Annotated in this window: 16 protein-coding genes and 4 pseudogenes; 7 read left to right on the top strand and 13 right to left on the bottom strand. The window is 65.6% G+C overall.

Going from position 1 to position 19,667, the window contains the following annotated elements; translation table 11 throughout:
- The 4 genes and pseudogenes from A8G08_RS01855 to A8G08_RS01840 all read right to left on the bottom strand — a co-directional run.
- Positions 1–180, bottom strand: a pseudogene (locus A8G08_RS01855) (hypothetical protein); the annotation flags it as partial.
- A gap of 584 nt (positions 181–764) precedes the next feature.
- Positions 765–1,322 (bottom strand): SRPBCC family protein, encoded by a 558-nt coding sequence (locus A8G08_RS01850; RefSeq protein WP_245672564.1) that lies wholly within the window; start codon positions 1,320–1,322, stop codon positions 765–767.
- 100 nt (positions 1,323–1,422) lie between these two features.
- The gene (locus A8G08_RS01845) at positions 1,423–1,908 is read right to left on the bottom strand and encodes a hypothetical protein (RefSeq protein ID WP_068269413.1); all 486 of its coding nucleotides are present in this window, start codon (positions 1,906–1,908) and stop codon (positions 1,423–1,425) included.
- Positions 1,909–2,146: 238 nt separating this feature from the next.
- On the bottom strand, positions 2,147–2,704 hold the full coding sequence (locus A8G08_RS01840) for a CBS domain-containing protein (protein ID WP_068269422.1): 558 nt from the start codon (positions 2,702–2,704) through the stop codon (positions 2,147–2,149).
- Between the two features lie 211 nt (positions 2,705–2,915).
- On the opposite strand from A8G08_RS01840, the gene ppsA reads away from it, so the two are divergent.
- Complete coding sequence (gene ppsA / locus A8G08_RS01835) at positions 2,916–5,225, top strand: phosphoenolpyruvate synthase (protein ID WP_068269412.1); 2,310 nt, start codon at positions 2,916–2,918, stop codon at positions 5,223–5,225.
- A gap of 13 nt (positions 5,226–5,238) precedes the next feature.
- Here the strand turns inward: ppsA and A8G08_RS01830 are convergent, their stop codons facing one another.
- From A8G08_RS01830 to A8G08_RS01800, 7 genes and pseudogenes are all read right to left on the bottom strand, one after another.
- Complete coding sequence (locus A8G08_RS01830) at positions 5,239–6,258, bottom strand: Acg family FMN-binding oxidoreductase (RefSeq protein WP_068269410.1); 1,020 nt, start codon at positions 6,256–6,258, stop codon at positions 5,239–5,241.
- A gap of 137 nt (positions 6,259–6,395) precedes the next feature.
- Entirely contained in the window at positions 6,396–7,310 is a 915-nt protein-coding gene (locus A8G08_RS01825; RefSeq protein ID WP_068269409.1) for a universal stress protein, read from the bottom strand.
- A gap of 168 nt (positions 7,311–7,478) precedes the next feature.
- Positions 7,479–9,860: pseudogene (locus A8G08_RS01820) on the bottom strand (glycoside hydrolase family 65 protein); the annotation flags it as partial.
- A gap of 295 nt (positions 9,861–10,155) precedes the next feature.
- A complete protein-coding gene (locus tag A8G08_RS01815) occupies positions 10,156–11,154 on the bottom strand; it encodes an Acg family FMN-binding oxidoreductase (protein WP_068269405.1) in 999 nt (332 codons plus the stop codon).
- A 180-nt stretch (positions 11,155–11,334) separates the two neighbouring features.
- Positions 11,335–11,985: a GNAT family N-acetyltransferase gene (locus A8G08_RS01810; RefSeq protein ID WP_068269403.1), complete on the bottom strand. Its 651-nt coding sequence runs from the start codon at positions 11,983–11,985 to the stop codon at positions 11,335–11,337.
- A gap of 225 nt (positions 11,986–12,210) precedes the next feature.
- Entirely contained in the window at positions 12,211–13,053 is an 843-nt protein-coding gene (locus A8G08_RS01805; RefSeq protein ID WP_068269401.1) for a class I SAM-dependent methyltransferase, read from the bottom strand.
- A 445-nt stretch (positions 13,054–13,498) separates the two neighbouring features.
- Positions 13,499–13,858, bottom strand: a complete 360-nt coding sequence (locus tag A8G08_RS01800; protein WP_068269399.1) for an Rv2640c family ArsR-like transcriptional regulator — start codon at positions 13,856–13,858, stop codon at positions 13,499–13,501.
- Positions 13,859–13,959: 101 nt separating this feature from the next.
- On the opposite strand from A8G08_RS01800, the gene A8G08_RS01795 reads away from it, so the two are divergent.
- The 4 genes and pseudogenes from A8G08_RS01795 to A8G08_RS01780 all read left to right on the top strand — a co-directional run bounded on the left by A8G08_RS01795 (position 13,960) and on the right by A8G08_RS01780 (position 16,226).
- Entirely contained in the window at positions 13,960–14,451 is a 492-nt protein-coding gene (locus tag A8G08_RS01795; RefSeq protein ID WP_068269397.1) for an ArsI/CadI family heavy metal resistance metalloenzyme, read from the top strand.
- Positions 14,442–14,795, top strand: a complete 354-nt coding sequence (locus A8G08_RS01790; RefSeq protein WP_068269420.1) for an ArsR/SmtB family transcription factor — start codon at positions 14,442–14,444, stop codon at positions 14,793–14,795. Before A8G08_RS01795 ends, A8G08_RS01790 begins: the two co-directional genes overlap by 10 nt.
- A pseudogene (locus A8G08_RS01785) lies at positions 14,795–15,561 on the top strand (aquaporin). Before A8G08_RS01790 ends, A8G08_RS01785 begins: the two are co-directional and overlap by 1 nt.
- The gene (locus A8G08_RS01780; RefSeq protein ID WP_068269395.1) at positions 15,558–16,226 is read left to right on the top strand and encodes an arsenate reductase ArsC; all 669 of its coding nucleotides are present in this window, start codon (positions 15,558–15,560) and stop codon (positions 16,224–16,226) included. Before A8G08_RS01785 ends, A8G08_RS01780 begins: the two are co-directional and overlap by 4 nt.
- A 313-nt stretch (positions 16,227–16,539) precedes the next feature.
- Here A8G08_RS01780 and A8G08_RS01775 read toward each other — a convergent pair whose 3' ends face one another.
- Together A8G08_RS01775 and A8G08_RS27880 are read right to left on the bottom strand one after the other, a co-directional pair.
- Positions 16,540–17,079 (bottom strand): DinB family protein, encoded by a 540-nt coding sequence (locus A8G08_RS01775; protein WP_068269418.1) that lies wholly within the window; start codon positions 17,077–17,079, stop codon positions 16,540–16,542.
- A 442-nt stretch (positions 17,080–17,521) separates the two neighbouring features.
- Positions 17,522–17,680, bottom strand: a pseudogene (locus A8G08_RS27880) (ArsR family transcriptional regulator); the annotation flags it as partial.
- A gap of 140 nt (positions 17,681–17,820) precedes the next feature.
- Between A8G08_RS27880 and A8G08_RS01770 the strand changes: the two are divergent.
- Positions 17,821–18,750 (top strand): ATP-binding cassette domain-containing protein, encoded by a 930-nt coding sequence (locus A8G08_RS01770; protein ID WP_068269394.1) that lies wholly within the window; start codon positions 17,821–17,823, stop codon positions 18,748–18,750.
- Positions 18,747–19,547: an ABC transporter permease gene (locus tag A8G08_RS01765; RefSeq protein ID WP_068269392.1), complete on the top strand. Its 801-nt coding sequence runs from the start codon at positions 18,747–18,749 to the stop codon at positions 19,545–19,547. Before A8G08_RS01770 ends, A8G08_RS01765 begins: the two co-directional genes overlap by 4 nt.
- Positions 19,548–19,667 lie beyond the last annotated feature (120 nt).

Here is a 19,667-nt window from a genome sequence, read left to right as displayed (position 1 = left end):
CTTGAGGAACTTCGTTACGGTGACGCGCTGCTTGTCCTTGTCCTGCTCGCGGTAATCGCTGCATGACGTGTCACCGCCCTGGTTGACTGCTTCTTCGACGTCATTGCATCCGGCAAGCAAACCCGTCGCCAACGCTGCGCTCGCGAAAACCAAGGTCGGTACAACCACTCTGATCGCCATCGTTCCCTCCTTGCTCTGTTGGGTCTCCCATACCCGGATCCGCGGTTGTCCAAGCAGCCAGGTCATCGACGAGGACACCGCCACGTTAAGCGAGCAATCGAGGGTGCTGACATGGTCCCCAGATGGTCCCCAGGTTAAATGGCGCTTGTCCACTCCCGCGGCTGGATCGATCTCGACGAGCGAGTGTGTACCTAATCGCCCACCTGCGCACGGCGCGCGCACTAGGTCGCGCGTACGGGGTGCTCGCCACGGGCGGCGCGGAACTCGGAATACGCCCTGAGACTTTTCAGGCCTTGATCTCCCCTCCGGTGCCGCCGGAACAGGGTTTTCGCGACCGGTGTCTGTTCGGAGACATCAGGTTCTCCCTCGGTTTCATGCGTCCGGCACCGGATTGGACATTCGGTGGGCCTGCGTCGTTCGGATCGCCTGGAGCGGGCGGTTCCTTTGGATACGCCGATCCCGACGCGGGTATCGGCTACGGCTACGTCTGCAACCGGATGGGTAAATCTCACGACGATCCGCGTGACGTCGCGCTGCGCACCGCTATGGCCGAAAGCGTCGCCCGAGTGCCACTTCGACTGCGTTCATCGCCCTGGGCGATCTTGTTCGGCCAGTTGTTCGGCGCGTTCTTTGATCCCGCGCAGCATCTTGCGTTCCATCACCAGCGATCCGGGTTCCATGATTACCATTCCGATGCGGTCGGCTGGTCGGGGCAGCCGAAATCGGTTGCGGCTGATCAACCTTGCGCCCGTCCCGTCGGGGACGATCGTGAACGCCCACACCCAGTTTCCGTCGGCCGACCGTGTGGCAAAGCAGTGTCCGGGGTCGGCGATTTCGACGACCATCGAGTTGGGGCCGACTCCGACCTTGTCACCGATGCGGGGGTGCTGGAAGTCGTCGAGGATGTGATCGGCGCTGTGCATGTTCAGCCCGAAGAGGTTCTCGATCCAGTCGTAGGTGTAGGCGCCGCCGCGTGGCGTCGGTCCCATTTGCACGAGCCACGGGTAGATATGGTGCGGCGAGGCTTCAATGCTGATGGCGCGCGTCGCGACACCGTCGGCGTCGGGGAGCAGATCGTCGCCGGGCAGGTGCGCTTCGATCTCGGCAGGCCGGGCTCCCCAGTTGAGAACGCGCGTTCGCACGACAAGTTGGTAAAACACGGCCGCTGCGAGACCGATTCCCGCGAACCGTGCGGCCGAACGCACGCCACCCGCACCGCATTTCATGAGATGAGTGTCCGGATTACGTCGCCGGGGTCAGTCGGATTACGGCCAGGTGGTCTCGGTCGACTGCCTCCGCGAACTCCTCGAGAGTTGGTATCCGCTCATCGCGGAATTTCAATCCCATGGTGCGCTGTGCGTGCTTGACACCATGGGACTCGGCGCAGCGGTGAGCGAGATCGGCGACGATCGCACGGTCCCGGATGAGTTCGCCGCGCATGGTCGTCGTTTTGCCGCCGAGGAGGACCTCGGCTGTGGCGCCGTCGCGAAAGTTGACCTTCCACGGCGCGGGCGTCAGGGCGTAGAGAATGTTGTCGATTCTGTGAGCGCTCAACGGAATCGAGTACCGACGCCCCGATTCTCGCCCATTGAAACTCACCACCATCATCTGCTGCCGCGCGGCGCCCATGATCGGGGTGCGCAGCAACGACCGCAATACCGGGTTGACGACACGGAGTACGGCGGCCGGTGGATGCGAGACCGCGACAGCCGGCGACTGTTCTGCCATGCCCCCACGGTATGGCATTCCCGATTCCTGTCGGGTGAGAATGTCGGGGTGATCTGACAGTTGCGATCGTCCAAGGTTCGCAGCGGAGTCGCCAGCTGGGGTCAGCCGGTCCGTTCCGCAACGCGGTCCATACATTGTGCGAAGGGCCTGGCTGAGCGCCGGCCATCGTCGACGTCCAACAGTCGCCCGCACCGCCTCCAGGCGATGAAGCGGGTGATCCCGGACCGGCCGAACTCGACTACACCACAGCCACTTTGCGGACGCCCGGCACTGTCTCGGCGAGCGCGGCCACGACGCCGCGTTCGGGGTCCTCGGCGGTGACGCCGCTTAGCTGGACTTGACCGTCGGCGACCTCGACTGACCATCGGCCTTCGCCTCCGTACACGTCGAGGCGATGCTGCACCTCCTTGGCGATGTTCGCGTCGTCGGTGGTCAATGCACCGATGAGATCGCGTCGGGTGACGATTCCGACGACCTGCCGGCCCAGGAGAATCGGGATACCGCGCAGTTTGGTGCGCAACATCGCGGAGGCCAGGTCGCTGATGTCGGCGTCGGGGGTCATGGCGATGACCGGGCTGGTCATCGTCTCGCGTACTGGGTGGCGCAATGGTGTCGAGGACCGGAGTCGTTCGCGCAGGAGATCACCGTCGGACACGATGCCCACCAAATGCTCTTCGTGATCGAGCACAGGCAGGACCGTGAAGCCCTTCCGGGCGATGATCTCGACGCACTCGTCGGTCGGCGTATCGACCGAGACGGTGGTGACCGGAGTGCTCATGATGTGGCGCGCTTGCATGACGGCTCCTTTCCTCTTCACCTCACTCTCTTCCTGCGCTCCGACCGGCGGAAGGGCCATTCGGCCCCGCACACGGGCGCTCGTGAATCCGGATGGTGGTGCCATCAGGCCCTCGTAGAAACCGCGACTGGGGTCTTAATGCCCTGGTTTCTCCGCTGTGACGGCGGAGGATCAAGGGGGGAATTGGCGAGCTACCGAGGGAGTGTCGCAAATGGACGTTCGTCGAAACATGGTGCGGTCCGAGTGGGTGTTGCCGATCGATGTGGTCGGCCTAGCGGATGCCCCCTCGGTGGGCGGCAAGGCCGCCAATCTGGGCGAGCTCAGCCGCGGCGGATTTCCGGTGCCCGGTGGCTTCGTCGTCACCAAGGAGGGCTATCTCGATGCGGTCGACAAGGCCGGTGTGCGCGACGAGTTGCGGTCGCGGGCGCTGCCGCCGTCCGGTGGTGATAGCGCGTTGACCGACGCGGCGAGCGAGCTTCGTTCGCGTATTCTCGATGTGCCGGTGCCGGATTCGCTGCGGCAGGAGATCGCCGATGCCTATCACCACCTCGGCGCGGGAGTTCGGGTTGCCGTGCGTTCCTCGGCGCCGGCCGAGGATGCGGCTGATACGTCGTTCGCCGGGATCCATGACAGCTTTACCGATGTCGGGGGTGTCGACGAGTTGATCGACGCGATCCGGAAATGCTGGGCGTCGTTGTGGTCCGAGCGTGCGCTCACCTACCGCGGGGTGCGCAGCGTCACCGACGAACCGTCGATTGCTGTCGTCGTGCAACGAATGGTCGATTCCGAGGTATCCGGCGTGGCATTCACCGCCGATCCTCGAACCGGTGACCTCGACCGAATCGTCATCGAGGCGGCCAGCGGGCTCGGCGAAGTGGTCGTCGGCGGCCAGGTCGAACCGGACACCTACGTCCTCTCGAAGCCCGACTTTCGTGTCGTCTCGGAGCACATCGGTTCGCAATCCTTCGCCATCACGGTGGACAACGATCGCGAGCAATCCCGTGAAATTCCGTTGGCGGACAGGGGAAAACGTCATTTGACCGGCGAACGGCTGCGCCGGCTCGCGGAGCTGGTGACGTCCGTCGAGCACCATTACGGCGCGCCGCAGGATGTCGAGTTCGCGTTTGTCGGCGACGATCTGTGGCTTGTTCAGACCCGCCCCATCACGACCCTCGAGTCGCTGCCGGAAGGCGCAGTGTCGAGCGAACCGAGGGAGCCGGCCGGTGCACCGTTGTTGCACGGCCTCGGCGCCAGCCCTGGCCGGGCGTCGGGCAGGGTGCGGATACTTCACTCCGTTGCCGAGGCGGCTCGGGTGGGCGAAGGGGATGTTCTGGTCGCCACGATGACCCGCCCGGACTGGTTGCCGGTCTTGCGGCGGGCCGCGGCGATCGTCACCGACGGCGGCGGGATCACCTGCCACGCTGCGATCGTGGGACGCGAGCTCGGCCGCCCCGTCGTGGTGGGGAGCCGAGATGGCACCACCACGCTGGTTGACGGTGACGTCGTCACGGTGGACGGCAGCACGGGGGTGGTCTATGCGGGATCTGCCGCGTCGACCGAACCGACCGTCTCCGCGCCGGTCGCCGCTCCCGCGCGGGTCGCCCACCCGGAGGTGACGGCGACATCGGTGTACGTCAATCTCGCTACTCCGGATGTGGCCGATCAGGTTGCGGCCATGGACGTCGACGGCGTCGGCCTCCTACGCGCGGAGTTCATGATCATGGACGCGCTCGCCGGTCGCCATCCTGTGGCAATGCTGGCAGAGGGCCGCCGCGACGAATACGTCGAAAAGATGGCCGCGGGGGTCGCGCGGATCGCCGCGGCATTCGAGCCGCGGCCGGTCATCTACCGGGCGATCGACCTGCGCACCAACGAATTCAGCAATTTGGCGGGCGGCGATGTGGAACCGGTCGAGGACAATCCGATGATCGGCTACCGCGGATGCTTCCGATACGTGCGCGAGCCCGAACTGTTCCGCCTCGATCTCGACGTGCTGCGGTCGGTCCGGCAACACCACCGCAACGTTCATCTGATGATTCCGTTCGTCCGGACCCGCTGGGAGCTCGAGCAGTGCCTCGACCTGGTTAATGGGCACCCGCTCGGCGACGACCGGTCGATGCGACGCTGGATCATGGCCGAAGTGCCATCGGTGGTGCATTGGCTGCCCGAGTATGCCCGCCTCGGCATCGATGGTGTGTCCATCGGAACGAACGATCTGACCCAACTCATCCTGGGCGTCGACCGCGACTCCGAAATCTGTCGCGACCTGTTCGACACCATGGACCCCGCCGTGCTCGACGCCATCGACCGGATCATCGAGCGCGCCACCGCGGCCGGACTCACCACATCGCTGTGCGGACAGGCTGTATCCACCGATCCCGGCCTGGCCGAACATCTGGTTCGTCAGGGCATTACCTCGGTGTCGGTTACACCCGATGCGGCGGTACGTACGAGGCGCAACGTGGCTGCGGCGGAGCGGCGAGTCCTGCTGGAAAGCGCGCGGTCGCAGCCGCAGCGATAGCCTCCGCAGCGTTCTACGGCCAGCGGATGCCGGTGGCTTCGAATTCGCGGCGAGGCAGCAGCACATCCTCGATCGGTCGGCGGGGAGTGGGTGGCAATTCTTGCGCCCCCGCGATTGGCCAGCCGACGCGAACGATCATCTGTGGGAAAGCATTTTCCGTGGCGATCTCGTTGCGAATCATTCCGCGAAGGTCGGGAAACTCCAGTGCTTCGCTCATTGGGCATGAGGCAAGGCCCATTTTCGTGGCCGTCAGGAGAAAGTCACTCATCGCCTCACCTGCCCGCGCCCGGGACGCGACGTCGTCCGCGAGTGTGCCGAGCACGATCCATGCCGACGCATCGGTGACATGATCGGCGGGATCGGGCTGTTTCAAATCGGATTCCGCAAATGCGCGCGTGGGAACATGCGAGCCACGGGAAGCGTCCGCAATGTTGGCTGCCGGAACACCGTCGTCCATATTGTGCAGGCCGCTCCACGATGCCAGTTCGAGTTGATATGCCGGATCCCGGCTGTGGCGCGCGGCGGCGTCGTGGAACGCGCTCGTCATGAGCGCCCGGTCATCCGCGTCGGACAGTTGGGCGATTACCCCGTGCCTGGCACAACGGCGTGTCAACTCCGACAAATGTTCGGGCGGTACGGGCCGTGCATCGAAGCTCCTGCGGTCGGTGCGGCGCCGCAGTATGACGTCGACCGCCGCCGCCTCTTCGCTGCTCGGCGCCCGCCGCTCAGTCACGTCGATGCGCGCGAGGAAGTACGGGTCGAACAGCTTCGGGAATCGTTGCACTTCTGCCTGCCACCCTCGCGCGGCGATAGCGAAACAGAAATGGTGCATGGCGGCGCCACAGCTCAATAGCAGTTCGCGGCCATCGGGGTCAGCAATGGGCAGCGCATAGCTGGAGTCGGCATGCAGATCCACACCGGAGAACCGCATTCGCCACAGCCACGGCTGTGTGTTGTGTATCGACGGGGCATGCACGGCAAGCGCAATACCCTCGCGTATCGCGTTCGCGTGGGCGAGGCTCGCGCGGGTCATGGTGCGTAGTCTCCGATCGCTGTCGGGTTCCACTTCACACGTTGACGACATCAATGGCAATCTGGCGGGGCTCACCGGTGCGTTCGTCAGCTCGTCGTCGACCCCGCGGAGCCAATGGCTGTTGGCAACCGGAATCGTCAGTCCGGGTGCACCACCATTATCGGGCAGTGGGCGTGTTGTACGAGGGAATTGCTCGTCGATCCGAGCAACAGGCCGCGGAATCCGCCGCGTCCGCGACTCCCGACCACCACTAGTTGCGCCGACTTCGAGTATTGGATGAGTTTCTTCGCTGGTGCGGATACCTCGATCTTGCGAGCGACGACGACGTCGGGGTACTCCTCGTGCCAGCCGGCCAACTGTTCGGCCAGAAGCGCTTCCTCGGTGTCGGCATCGCGACCGGCGGGCGCAATGATTCCGGCCCCGTAGAAGATCGCTTCGTCCAGGTCCGCCCAGCAGTGCAGGGCGACGAGTCCGGTTCTGCGCTCGGCGGCCTCGCGGAAGGCAGCGCCGACTGCCACGTCGCTGACTGGGCTCCCGTCAACACCGACGAGGACGGGTTGCGCCGAACGTGTTTCGCCGTCGGTGCCGCGGACAACCACGATCGCTCCATCGCCGTGACTGGTGACCGCAAGCAGAGTTGAGCCGACATGCCCGATCGCGCCCCGGCGTCCGGTGGGCCCGAGCACGACGACGTGCGCGCTCCGGGAGTATTCGATGAGCAACCGGCCGGGGTTCTCGGGCGAAACCGTCGTGGACACGGACAGATTCGGGTGTGTGTCCTCGGCGGTCCGACGCGCATCGGCGACAAGGACTTCTCCCCGAGCGTGGAGCCCTTCCCGGACGGCCGGGTTCAAAGCGTCGAAGGTATTGCGTACCGAACGGGTGGACTCCATGTCGTACCCGTGAACGATCAGCAGTCGCCGGCCGCGTTGGGCCCCGAGTCGGGCAGCCCACTGAACCGCGCGGGCAGCACCCTCCGAGCCGTCGGTGCCGACAACCACCTGCGCGGATGCGAGGCGGTGCACGCCAAGTTGGTCCTCGTTGGCATTCATTGCTCTCACCCCTCGGTCCCCTCGGTCGAGTTGCACTATGCGCATGACGCTAGGCGGTTCTCGCCGCGGCAACTGCGGGCATTGGTCCCCAAACGACGGGCCGCAATACCCAAGGTTCGAGACTCCGACGCCCCGTCGCGTGCGGACGTTTAGCGGGCACGCAAGGCACTATTCGACGTGGATCGTGGTGCCTGGTTGTAGTTCCTGCGTCAGGCCTCGGCACTCGACGAGAATGGGCGACGCGTCGCTGGGATCGGAGCTGATTTCGGCGCGTCGGCCGCGGATCACGATTTCGAGGCGATGGTTCCGGTAGGTCATCGGAAAGCGCAGTGCGCCCATCGGTGCCGGCCAGGATGGGCCGAGAATGAGGCGATCCTCCCGGATCTCGATCCCGGAGAAGCACCTCTGCAGGAGGTCGATGCTGCCCGCCATCGCCGCCAGGTGGATGCCCTCGAACGTCGTGCCGCCCTGAATATCGTTCATGTCCGAGGCAAGGACGTCGTCGAAGAACGCCATCGCGCGATCGCGGTTGGCGCGGGAGAGCACCCAGGTGTGGACAACGGCGCTCAGAGTCGAGCCATGCGAGGTTCGCGAGGCGTAGTAGTCGACGATTTCGGGAATGCGCTCGGGTGCAAGGGGGTAGCCGAGTCGATCGAGCAGGGCACGTAGTTCGTCCGCGGAGAGCAGATAGAAAAGCATGAGAACATCGGCCTGTTTGGAGACCTTGTACCGGTTGACGTCGTCGCCCTCGGCTTCGAGGATTCGATCCAGCCGCTGGATGTTGCCGTAACGATGGCGGTACGCGTCCCAGTCCAGCTCGGCGAGGTGTTCGTACCCTTCGAACTGACCGAGGATGCCGTCGTGGAACGGGACGTACATCGATGAGCTCGCCCGCGCCCAGAGTTCGATTTCGGCGTCACGCAGTTGCAACTTTTCCATGAGGGTGGTGCGTGCTTGGGCCGGAACAGCTGCCAGCGCGTCGAGTGCGCGCAGAATTGTCCACACCGCCATGACGTTCGTGTAGGCGTTGTTGTCGATCCCGTCGTAGGGCGCGTCCGGATAGCCGGTATGAAACTCGTCGGGGCCGATCACGCCTCGTATGACGAAGTGGCGCAATGCTTCGTCGTAGTGAGCGATGCTTGCCCAGAAGCGCGCGATCTCGACCAGCATTTCGGCGCCGTAGTCGGCGAGAAAGATGAGATCCCTCGTCGCCTGGTAGTACTGCCAGATGTTGTAGGCGATGGCGATCCCGATGTGATGCTGTCGGCTACTTGGGTCCGGATTCCAATGTCCCGATTGAGGATTGAGATGAAGCGACTGGCTCTCCTCTCGACCGTCGCTACCGGATTGCCAGGGAAACATCGCGCCGGCGTGCCCGGCCTCGCGAGCCGCTTGCCGAGCCTCCGGCAGCCGGAGGTACCGGTACCGCAGGGCGGCCCGCGTCAGTGTCGGCATGCGCAGGTTCAGCACCGCGAATACGAACAATTCGTCCCAAAAGATGTGCCCTCGATACGCCTCGCCATGAAGGCCCCGCGCAGGTGCGCCAGCATCGAGGTCGGCGGAGTGCGGAGATACGGTTTGCAGCAGATGAACAACATGCGTACGAAGGATGCGTAGTGACCCGACGTGATCATCGATATCGATGCCGAAGCGGTCCCACAGATGCTTCCAGGCCATCAGGTGCCCACCGAGAACCTCACCGAACCGGCCGGTTCGCCCCAGCCACCGGGAAGCTTCTTCGGCGGGCTCGGTGACCGCCCGATCGCGGCTGGTGTACACGGTCACAGTCTTTTCCAGCGCGAGGGATTGCCCTGCTTCTACCCGAGCCGTGATGTGGTGGCCGGTCCGATCGTCGTCGGCAAGAGTCTCGAATCGACCGGTTCGGTGCCGGCCGTCCCGCCACAATTGATTGCGGATTGCGACCGCGACCCGAATGTGGGACTGGGTAGTCTCGACGACGGTTAGCGCTGAATCGTCCGAGAGCGCCACGGTTCCAAGGGTGTTCAGGTGCCGGCTCGCGAGGTTGCTGTAGCGCTCGACGAGACGATTCTCGACCTGCGAATCAACGAACGATCGAAACTCGACCGTGCCGGTCCAATTCTCGGCGCGGATGGTGGTTTCCAAGACGCAAACATGCGGCAGATGCATTGCGGCGATACGCCGTTGCCGGATGGTTGTGGCCCGTCCCCGTTTGTCGCGGCAGGTGAACTCCCGGCTGAGTACGGCACCACGCAGATCCAGGACCTGCCGGTAGTTCACTAGTTCGGTTCGGTCGATATCGAACCACTTTCCCCCGTCGATACGGAACGTGACCGGCAGCCAGTTCGGCAGATTTACCAGACTCTCGTTGTCGACACGCTGGCCGAGGACGTCGTCGGCGAGTCGGTTGTACACCCCCGCCACGTAGGTGCCGGGGTAGTGGAGTGTGTTCGCGTGCGCTTCCGGTGCGCAGCCGCGAGTGGCGAGATAGCCGTTTCCGACGGTGCACAGAGCTTCGCGCAGCTTTTCGGCACGCGGGTCGTACCCGGGGAAGCTGAGGGTCCACGGGTCGGTGTCGTCGGACGGTACGTTCTCCGTGACGGCGCCAGGGCTCTGCACGGTGGGCCTCTCGCTACAGATCCAACGATGCCGATGTCATATCGCCACGATGCCCTATGACGCAGCGCGCGGACAGGGACTTCTCGAGATCGTCGGCTACAAAGGTCACCAGCCAACAACCGGCTGCGCGCCACGCGGTATCCCAAGCCCAAGAGGCAATGTCGAATGCCGAGCGGCAGAGTCGAATCGATCAAGTGCAGGAACAAATGGACTCCGAGCTAATCGGACCTCGACCACGGGGTTGCCGTCATTGCGCGGTCTGATCTGGTGCATCGAACGGGTCGAGCACGTCATCCAGCGGCCGACGTGGCGTCGGTTGCACTGGTTCGGCGTTCATCGGCGCCCATCCGATCCGCAGGATCATCTGGGGGTAGCCGTCGTCGCTGAGGACATCGCGGCGGACTTGCGATCGGACATCGGAGATCTCCAGCGGCTCGGTTAATGGACATGCGGCAAGGCCTGCGCTCGCCGCCGCGAGCAACGCCGCGCTGGCCGCCTCGCCGGCACGCAATTGCGACGGCCGGTCATCGGACGGTGTGGCCAACATGAGCAGAACGGCGGCGTCACGATCGACCCGAACGGTGGATTGGGCCAATACCCCACCCGCGAACGCCCGCGTCCGGCCGGGACTCTGGCCGGGTGCAATCGTATTGCGGGCCGGTACCCCATCGGGAGATGCGTGCCGGCCACTCCACGCGTGCATTTCCGACTCGTAGTCGGGCAGGCTCTCGTGTCGTTCGGCGGCGATGCGGATGGCCCGTTCGACACCCGCCCGCGCCGATCCTTCGACGGGAATCAGCGCGAGCCCCTCGGCCGCCGCAGCGGACACGATGGACCGCACGAGACCGTCGGGGACCGGCCAGTCGCTGTAGGTACGTCGATCGGATCGGCGCCGCGGGATGAGCGCGGCCAACTCGATATCGGTATCAGATGGGACTCGCGACGAGATTTCGATCGCAGCGAGGTGGTTCGGGCGGTTGGGATCGGGGAGGCGGTGCACATGCGTGGCGCCACCGAGTGCCGCCATCGCAACTCGGAAGTGATGCAACGCTGCACCGCAACTGATCACCAACTCGCGAGAGTCGGGGTCGGCACATCGCAAATTCCGGCTCGGGTCGGCGAAGAGGTGCACGGTCCGCTCGCCGATTCGCCAGCGCCACGGCTGACTGTTGTGAATCGAAGGTGCACGTACCGCGAGCGCAAGGGCTGCTCGGACGGATCCGTTGTCGGGAACTGTGCCGGTCATCGTCGTGCCTTTCGTTTCTGTGCATTCACATTCGCACTGGCCGCGATTGACGGGCAGGGCCCTTGGACCTCAAATTGCGGGACCGATCGCCCTCGCTGCAGCGGATGGGTAGCCGAGGCGATCCGACCGTCGTGCCACAACGCGGCGAACGACGAGCGGTCGCCCTCGGCGCGGCAGCCGCTACACCGAGCGGCGCGGATTCGTCCGGTTTACGAGGTTGATGCCGAAGCGCACGACCTCACCGCTCCGGTGAGCCGAGACCGGCCATTTGGTGTCGAAGACAAGCTGAAGAGCCGATGAATTCTCCGCCAACACTTCGGCGATGAACTCTTCGATGCCATGTGTGGTGGCTAGTTGGGCGAGGCGGTCAAGGAGTTCCGTGCCTATTCCGTGATGCTGGTGATGGTGATCTACCACCAATGCAATCTCGGCCATGCGCGTGGACTCAAGAGCCGAATAGTTCGCAACCCCGATCAAGCGACCTCGGTCGAAGGCGCCGATCGCGCCGGATCCGTCATCGCTGTGGACGATGAAGTCGACCGTCGAGCGCATGTCGATCGGATCGGCGGTGAAGAATCGATGAAAGTAATCCGTCCGCGTCATGGACGTGAGCAAGGCGAGGACCGCCTCCGCGTCATCGGTCTGCAGCTCGCGGAAGATTGTTTCGTCTGCGCGATCGTTGTCCAGTAGGCCACCAGCTTTCGTGCCCCAGCCCTCGATGATTTTATCCGCAAGAGGGGCTCGTTGATGTGCGGCGTGGAATCGGGACGATGGTAGATAGACTCGGAACGTCGCAACGTCGCACAGGGCGGTTGTCCCCGCAGTGCGCACCCACAAGCCGGATGACGCTGCACAAGCGCCGTTCCGAGCGAGCGCGTGTCGAGGGCGATCGCCAGATTCCTGCTGCCCCGGTGGATTATGACGGGGATGCGCCGCTGCGTCGTCCAGTCGCAGAAGCGGCAAGGAAGGCTCGGCGGTGGTGTGCGTGGGTGCGCGGCGAAGGCGGATAGGTCTGCGATCCTGCGGCGCGCTGCCGGTGCCCGAGCGCCATCGCGGCTACCGCTTGCGTGCGGTGACGAGCAGGTACTCGGCCTCGTAGAGTGTCCGGCTGGGCGCTTCGGCCCGATTCCACGCGGTGAGGAACTGCAGGAAATCCCGATCGAGGTTCGCGATCCGGTCCGGGTCGGCGGCATTGTGGCGGTACACGGCGACCGTCGGGCCATAGTTGCGTTTCCAGAACTCCCGGAACTCGGTCGGGTCTGCGAAGCGGTCGATTACGAGCGACTGGCGTCGCGTTTCGAGCGCGTTCACCCGGTCGCCGAACAGGTCGCGGATGTGTTGCTCGTCGCCCCACAGTGGCGGCGGGGTGGCACCGGGCGGCGGGGGCGGTGCGGAGGGGCCCATGGTCTTGAACAGGTTGCCGATCAGGCCCTGCGGTGTCCAGTTGATCATCGCGATGGTGCCGCCGGGGCGGCAGACGCGCAGCATCTCGTCGGCGGTCTGGCGATGGTGCGGCGCGAACATTGCCCCGACGACCGAGATGACGGCGTCGAAGCTGTTGTCCTCGAACGCCAGCGCCTCGGCGTCGGCCTCGATCCAGTCCAGCTCGACGCCGCGCTGGGCGGCGATCGCTTGGCCGGCGACGAACAGTTCCGGTGTGAGGTCCGACGCGACGACGGTGGCGCCGCGCACGGCAGCCGGGATCGCGGCGTTGCCAGTGCCGGCGGCCACGTCGAGCACGCGCTGGCCGGGGCGGATGTCGGCTGCCTCCACGAGTACTTCGCCGAGGGTCGGGATCAGCTCGGCCGCGACGGTCGGGTAGTCGCCGGAGGCCCACAACGCTCGGTGCTTGGCCTTGAGTGCGCGGTCGGTGTCTGTATCGGTGGGAATGGTGGTCATGTCGTGTCCTCGTACTCGATGTCGGGTGCCGGGATATCGGCACATCAATAGACGTCGGCCGGTTCGGAAGGACGCACGCGAGCTGATTTCGACGGGGGACTGCGACCGCACGGTGCGCAGGCCGGCAGGTTTGCGGCGCATTTGATCGACATCTATGTGAGGCGAGCGGCAATCCGTTCGGAGGCCTCGGATCTGGACGTGTTGGCCGCTGGTCCCGTTGGTCACGCGCGCCAATTCCACTGTGAAGCAGGCTTTTTCGCCGGTAACGTCGTGGTCCCCGGATGGTCCTCAGACGCTCGAGCGGTGATCGGTCCGATCCGGGTGTGTGCGGACGCGCCGACTTCCCGGGACCTTCGCCCACGGGGGGCTGCCGGCTGCCGCCTAGCGTCGAAGTTGAAGCCGGCGAGGTGGTTGTGCTGGGGTTGCCGTGCAGCGAGAGCGGTTGTCAGGTGCAGCAGTTCGGGTCGAGCACGACGCACAGCGCGACCAGGGCGTCGCGGTGGGCGGTGTGGAAGACGTTCATTCCGCGGCGCTCGGATTCGACGAGCCCGGCGTTGCGCAGCTGGGTGAGGTGGTGGCTGACGGTGGATTCGGTCAGCCCGAGCGTGGTGGCGAGGTCGCGGCTGTTTTCCTCGCCGGCTGCCGAGGACAGCAAGTAGGACATGATCTTCACACGGGCGGGGTCGGCGAGTGCTTTGAGCCGCAGTGCGACCTCGAGGGCGTGGTTGTCGCTCATCGGGCCCGCTGCAACCGGGGCGCAACAGACCGGGGCGGACATGTCGATGACGGGCAACGCTTTGGGCATGACGCCATTCTGCCGCAGAGATTGACATATATCAAAAAGGTGGCATCCTTGGGCTCAAGCGCGTTAGTTCGATATATGTCACAACCCTGAAAGGTGGGACCATGCCCAGAGTTCAGCTGGCCCTCAATGTCGATGATCTCGACGAGTCGATCACGTTCTACAGCAAGCTGTTCGGTGTGGCGCCGGCGAAGGTGAAGCCGGGTTACGCCAACTTCGCGGTCGCCGAGCCGCCGCTGAAGCTGGTGCTCTTGGAAAACCCGGGCAAGGGCGGCAGCATCAACCACCTCGGCGTCGAGGTCGAGTCCAGCGCCACGGTGCACGCCGAGATCGCCCGGCTGACCGGGGAGGGCTTGTTCACAGACGAGGAGATCGGCACCACCTGTTGCTTCGCCACCCAGGACAAGGTCTGGGTGAGCGGACCGGCGGGGGAGAAGTGGGAGGTCTACACGGTGCTGGCCGATTCGGACGCCTTCGGCACCAGCCCGAACCTGCTCACCGGCGACGACGAGCAGGGTGGGGTGTGCTGCGGTGGAGCGGCCGCCGAGCAGGCCGAGGAATCCGCACAACCTGCCGGCTCCGCGTCCTGCTGCTGAATCGACAAGCCGCCCGACGGCCGGCGCCGCTGGTGCGCGAACCACTCTCGGCCGCGGCTGCCGCGGAGTTGGCGGCCCAACTCAAAGCGCTCTCGGATCCGGTGCGGCTGCGTCTGTTCAGCGTGGTGGCCAGCCGCGCCGGTGGCGAGGCGTGTGTCTGTGACATCTCGGCCGGTATCGAGGTCGGCCAGCCCACGGTCTCTCATCACTTGAAAGTGCTGCGCCAGGCCGGCCTGCTCACCAGCGCGCGGCGTGGCTCCTGGGTGTACTACCGGGTGATACCGCAAGCACTGCAACGCCTTTCCATCGTGCTGGGTACCGAGCAGCTCATCGGTGGCCGGTGATGGAGGCGATCGGTTTGGGACGGCGCATGCTGGCCGAGTTCCTGGGCACCCTGCTCCTGGTGACGGTCGTGGTCGGCTCCTGTATCGCGGCCGCGGCGCTGTCACCGCAGGATGTGGGATTGCAGCTGCTGGAGAATTCGACGGCCACCGTGTTCGGGCTCGCGGTGCTGATTCTGATGTTCGGCCCGATTTCGGGCGCGCATTTCAACCCGGTGGTGACGGCGGCGGACTGGCTCCTGGGCCGGCGTTCGGGCACCGGCATCGCGGTCGCGAGGTCGCCGCCTACACACTGGCCCAGATCGCGGGCGGGATCACCGGTGCGTGGCTGGCCAATCTCATGTTCGACCTGCAGGTGTTCGAGATTTCGACCAAACACCGCATCACGACCGGGCATGTGGTCGGGGAGGTGGTCGCCACCGCGGGACTGATCGCCTTGATCTTCGCCCTGGCCCGCACCGGGCGCGCGGCCGTGTCGGCGGCGGCGGTCGGCGCCTACATCGGGGCGGCGTACTGGTTCACCAGCTCCACCAGTTTCGCGAACCCGGCGGTCACCATCGGGCGCATCTTCTCCGACACTTTCGCCGGTATCGCCCCCAGCTCCGCCCCGGGCTTCATCGCCGCCCAGATCGTGGGTGCTCTGCTCGGGTTGGCGCTGATCACCGTGCTCTACCCCGACGCCGCGGCCACCGCCGACGACGTCGTGGTGCCTCACCCGCACACCAGCACCATTGCCGATGCCGATTCCGAACAGAGGAGCTCGTCGTGACCGGAAGTCCTGTCACCCACCAATGGCGCCACGATCTGACCATCGATCAGCAACTGGCGCTGCGCACGGCCGCGAACCGGCTGGAGACCGACTTCGCCGTCTCCCTCGGCGTGGAGACCATCGAACGGTTCCTGCACACTTCGTATGACCAGTTCGCCGGCCGGGCCACCGTTGGCAATTTCCTGCCGCTGCTGGCCGAACGGTTCGCCCGGCAACGCCTGGACGCCCTGGCCCGCGTGGAAGGCAATATCACCGACGGCAAGCCGACCGTGCTGTTCCTGTGCACGCACAACGCCGGGCGCTCCCAAATGGCGCTGGGCTACTTCACCCATTTGGCCGAAGACCTCGCCGTGGCCTGGTCGGGTGGCTCCGAACCCGGCGACCAGATCAATCGTGCCGCCGTCGCGGCTATGGCGGAAGTGGGCATCGACATCACCGGCGAGTTCCCCAAACCCTGGACCGAGGAGATCGTCCAAGCCGCCGATGTCGTGGTCACGATGGGCTGCGGGGATGCTTGCCCCGTGTTCCCCGGAAAGCGTTACGAGAACTGGGAACTGCCCGACCCGGCCGGGCAGGGCATCGAGGCGGTGCGCCCGATCCGCGACGACATCGAACAATACGTCCGGCGTCTGCTGTTGGACCTCAACGTCACCACCAGCCGCTGACCCAAACCGGCTCCCGACAATTCGACCGAGTCTGTGAAAGGACTTCGATGACCGGCCCGCCCAGGGTGATGTTCGTCTGCGTCGGCAACAACGGGAAATCCGTGATGGCCCAAGGCCTCACGCGTCGAAGACCTGAACACCCGACTGACCGCGTCCACCCCCGCCCAGTAACACTGCCCGACCCCTGTTTGCCGTCGCGCCGCCCAGTGCGGTGGGATGAACTCTCTCCACCCGACGATCACGGAGTCTCCCCATGGCGCCGCGTCACATCGTCGCGATCGGCGGCAGTGATGCCGGTATCCGCACATAGTTGTCAGCTGGGACGATCGAGGGTGAGTTGCCTTTCGTGGAAGTCGAAATGCTGCGTGGGGTACCGATAAATGTCGGCGAGGGTCATGTAGTCGGTGAAGAACGGATCCCAGTGGATCGGGTAGTACATGCCCCGAGCCAAATCGGTTTCGGACTCGAGTTGCAGCCGCCGGGTCAGCCTCGCGATAACGCGATCGAGCTTGGCGCCCATCCGACGTCGGTTGAACACCAGTGCCGCCGCACACGACCCGTAGAAGTTCACCACGTTGAACGGCCCTGTCGCGGCATCCAGCATCCGGGCGAATATCCGACCGAACCGAGCCGGTAGCCGACCGATCACCCGCACCATGACCACCAACGCCTCCACGACCATGTATCCGAAGAGCATGTGGAAGAGCAGCTGCTCGTTGGTCCACCGGGTTCCGGCGGATGGTCGGCTCAGCGACTCGTCGGTGGCTTCCTCGAGCAGCTGGTGAAATCTCGTGCGAGCACGCTCGAACTCACGAGCGATCGCTGTCCTGTCGACCATCTCTGGCCCGCTCATCGTCCCCACCAGCTTTGTGTCGTTGCGTGCCACGAGGATGCGGCCCCAGCGGATTCCACACTTCTCCCTCCGACCGGCGGCCACAACCTCCCGAGGATGACGACGCGGTGCCGAAACACCTCAGCGGTCACGCTGCCTTCAGCGCCGCCAAAGGCACCCGTGGTTCGTGCGTCCTCAGCGACGACATTTCGAGCTATCGCACCATCGCCCGAACCGCAGCTCCAGCGGCACGACCGGCTGATGTTCCCCGGGGACCCTGCCGTCGTGAGCCTCGCCGTCGCGGCACTGTGGCACGAAACCCCTTCCATGGCAATGATTTACGCGCTAATCGCCGATAGGCCGTCGCCGACGAATTCTCGCCGCCACCGAGACTGTCTGCGGTGCCGTCGACACCGAGGCGGTGGTGAAATCGCCTTGCCGAGTCGGGATGGTCAGTCGATGGCGGGCTGCGGCGTTCGAGCAGAACGGTGTCGCGCCAGATACCGTCGAGTTGGGCAATACGTTCGCGCACCCCGATGGTGCGAAAGCCCGCGGTGCAGGGCGATGCCGGCCCGGTGTCCGGGAAGATCGAGGTTTGCAACGTCCATAGCCCCGCGTCGTCGCACGGTGCGTCCTTTCGGGCAACGGGTCGTCTGAACAGGTAGGAGCACCCCCCAAACCGGGCCGGGGATGCGACACCTGAAAGGGAACTCCGATGAACCACAGCATCGTTCGCGAGTCTCGACACGCCGGGAGCGTGAAATGACCCGCCCGGCCGCGGTCCTCGTCGAGGATCTGCGCATCGCCTACGGCACGACCTGGGCCCTGGACGGGGTCGACCTCGACGCCGCGCCCGGCACCACCCTCGGTGTGCTCGGCCACAACGGCGCCGGCAAAACCACGCTGATCCGCGCACTCACCACCCTGGTGCGACCCAGCACCGGCCGCGTCCTGATCGACGGCCTCGACATCGTCACCCACGGCCCCGCGATCCGGCAGCGGATCGGTGTCACCGGCCAGTACGCCGGGCTCGACGAGTTCCTCACAGCGCGAGAGAACCTGGAACTGATCGGGCGGCTCGCGGGGCTGCGCCGCGGGGCCCGCGCCCGCGCTGACGCGCTGATCGATCGGCTCGACCTGCACGACCTCGCCGCCCGTCGCGTGGGTGAACTGTCCGGCGGATCGCGGCGCCGCGTCGACCTGGCCGCCAGCCTCGTCGGCTCCCCGTCGGTGCTGTTCCTCGACGAACCCACCACCGGCCTGGATCCGATCGCCCGGACCGCGCTGTGGGACGTCGTCGCCGACCTCACCACCACCGGCACCACCGTGGTGCTCACCACCCAGTACCTCGAAGAAGCCGACCGGCTCGCCGACCACATCGTCGTGCTCAACCACGGCAGAGTCGCCGCCCGCGGCACACCCGCCGAGCTGAAACGGATCGTCGGCGGCAAACGCGTCACCGCCACCATTCCCACTCACCACCTGGCCAACCTGCCGTTTCGCCCGGACGCCGACCCCGACGTGCACGGTGCACACGCCCGAGTCACGGTCACTGTCGACGACGCCGCCACCGCAACCGAGATCGTGGCCCAACTCGACGACATCGGGATCTCGGTCACCGACCTCGACGTGACCTCACCCAGCCTCGATGACGTTTTCACCCACCTCGCCCACACCGGAGCCCACCGATGACCACCATGACCGCCCCCGTCCCGCGTCCACCAGTGATCGACCAGCTCGCCGCGCTGGTGGTCCGCAATCTGCGCACCAGCGCCCGCGTCCCGCAGTTGTTGATGTTCTCGCTCACCATGCCGATGGCGATGCTGGTCCTGTTCAGCCAGGTGTTCCGCAGCGTCGCCGACAGTCCCAGCTTCCCGGCCGGGGTCAGCTACATCGACTTCCTCACTCCCGCCATGCTCGCCGTGTCCACCGTCATGGCAGGCACCAACGCCGGCGTCTCCGCCGCGATCGACCACACCAACGGACTGCACGACCGCTTCGCCGCCCTACCGATGCGCTCCGCACTGCCCGGGCTGGCACGCACCATCAACGAAGCCGTGTTCACCCTCGCCCGCGCCGCGATCCTCGGTGTCGCCGCGGTCGCACTCGGCTTCCGATTCCATGGATCCGCCGTCGATGCCGCCGCCGCGATCCTCGTTCTTGTCGTCCTCGCCGCCGCGATGAGCGCCCTGTTCGGGCTCATCGGCGACCGGATGCGCCGCCCCGACGTGGTCCAGTTCGCCGGGATGATGCTGATGATGCCGCTCATGTTCGTCTCGAGCGCGTTCGCCCCGATCGACACCACGCCCGGCTGGATGCAGACCGCGGCGTATCTCAACCCCGTCGCCCACGCCACCGACGCCCTACGCGGACACGTCCTCGGGACCGCCACCCTCGCCGACACCACCGCAGCCCTGCTCGCCGCCGCCCTGCTCTGGGTCGTGGTCAGTGCAGGACCCGCCCTCGCACGGCGCCGCGGCACCCGCTGACCGCGGGTATACGCCTGTTCCCCGCGCCATCCATCGGGTGGGCGGGGAACAGGCGCGTCGCCGCCTAAGTTCGTTCGAAATAGGCTGCTAACCAACACTATTCGGACATGAGCATGCCCC

The sequence above is a fragment of the Aldersonia kunmingensis genome, from assembly GCF_001646865.1.
Taxonomy (GTDB): domain Bacteria; phylum Actinomycetota; class Actinomycetes; order Mycobacteriales; family Mycobacteriaceae; genus Aldersonia; species Aldersonia kunmingensis.
Note: the sequence above shows the minus strand (reverse complement) of the source record. Positions and strands in the feature narration are given on the sequence as shown.

Excerpts from the sequence above, each read along its gene's own strand:
- A8G08_RS01845 (WP_068269413.1), bottom strand. The coding sequence starts at position 1,908 with ATGGCAGAACAGTCGCCGGCTGTCGCGGTCTCGCATCCACCGGCCGCC.
- A8G08_RS01840 (WP_068269422.1), bottom strand. The coding sequence starts at position 2,704 with ATGCAAGCGCGCCACATCATGAGCACTCCGGTCACCACCGTCTCGGTC.
- ppsA (WP_068269412.1), top strand. The coding sequence starts at position 2,916 with ATGGACGTTCGTCGAAACATGGTGCGGTCCGAGTGGGTGTTGCCGATC.
- A8G08_RS01830 (WP_068269410.1), bottom strand. The coding sequence starts at position 6,258 with ATGACCCGCGCGAGCCTCGCCCACGCGAACGCGATACGCGAGGGTATT.
- A8G08_RS01825 (WP_068269409.1), bottom strand. The coding sequence starts at position 7,310 with ATGAATGCCAACGAGGACCAACTTGGCGTGCACCGCCTCGCATCCGCG.
- A8G08_RS01815 (WP_068269405.1), bottom strand. The coding sequence starts at position 11,154 with ATGACCGGCACAGTTCCCGACAACGGATCCGTCCGAGCAGCCCTTGCG.
- A8G08_RS01805 (WP_068269401.1), bottom strand. The coding sequence starts at position 13,053 with ATGACCACCATTCCCACCGATACAGACACCGACCGCGCACTCAAGGCC.
- A8G08_RS01800 (WP_068269399.1), bottom strand. The coding sequence starts at position 13,858 with ATGCCCAAAGCGTTGCCCGTCATCGACATGTCCGCCCCGGTCTGTTGC.
- A8G08_RS01795 (WP_068269397.1), top strand. The coding sequence starts at position 13,960 with ATGCCCAGAGTTCAGCTGGCCCTCAATGTCGATGATCTCGACGAGTCG.
- A8G08_RS01775 (WP_068269418.1), bottom strand. The coding sequence starts at position 17,079 with ATGAGCGGGCCAGAGATGGTCGACAGGACAGCGATCGCTCGTGAGTTC.
- A8G08_RS01770 (WP_068269394.1), top strand. The coding sequence starts at position 17,821 with ATGACCCGCCCGGCCGCGGTCCTCGTCGAGGATCTGCGCATCGCCTAC.
- A8G08_RS01765 (WP_068269392.1), top strand. The coding sequence starts at position 18,747 with ATGACCACCATGACCGCCCCCGTCCCGCGTCCACCAGTGATCGACCAG.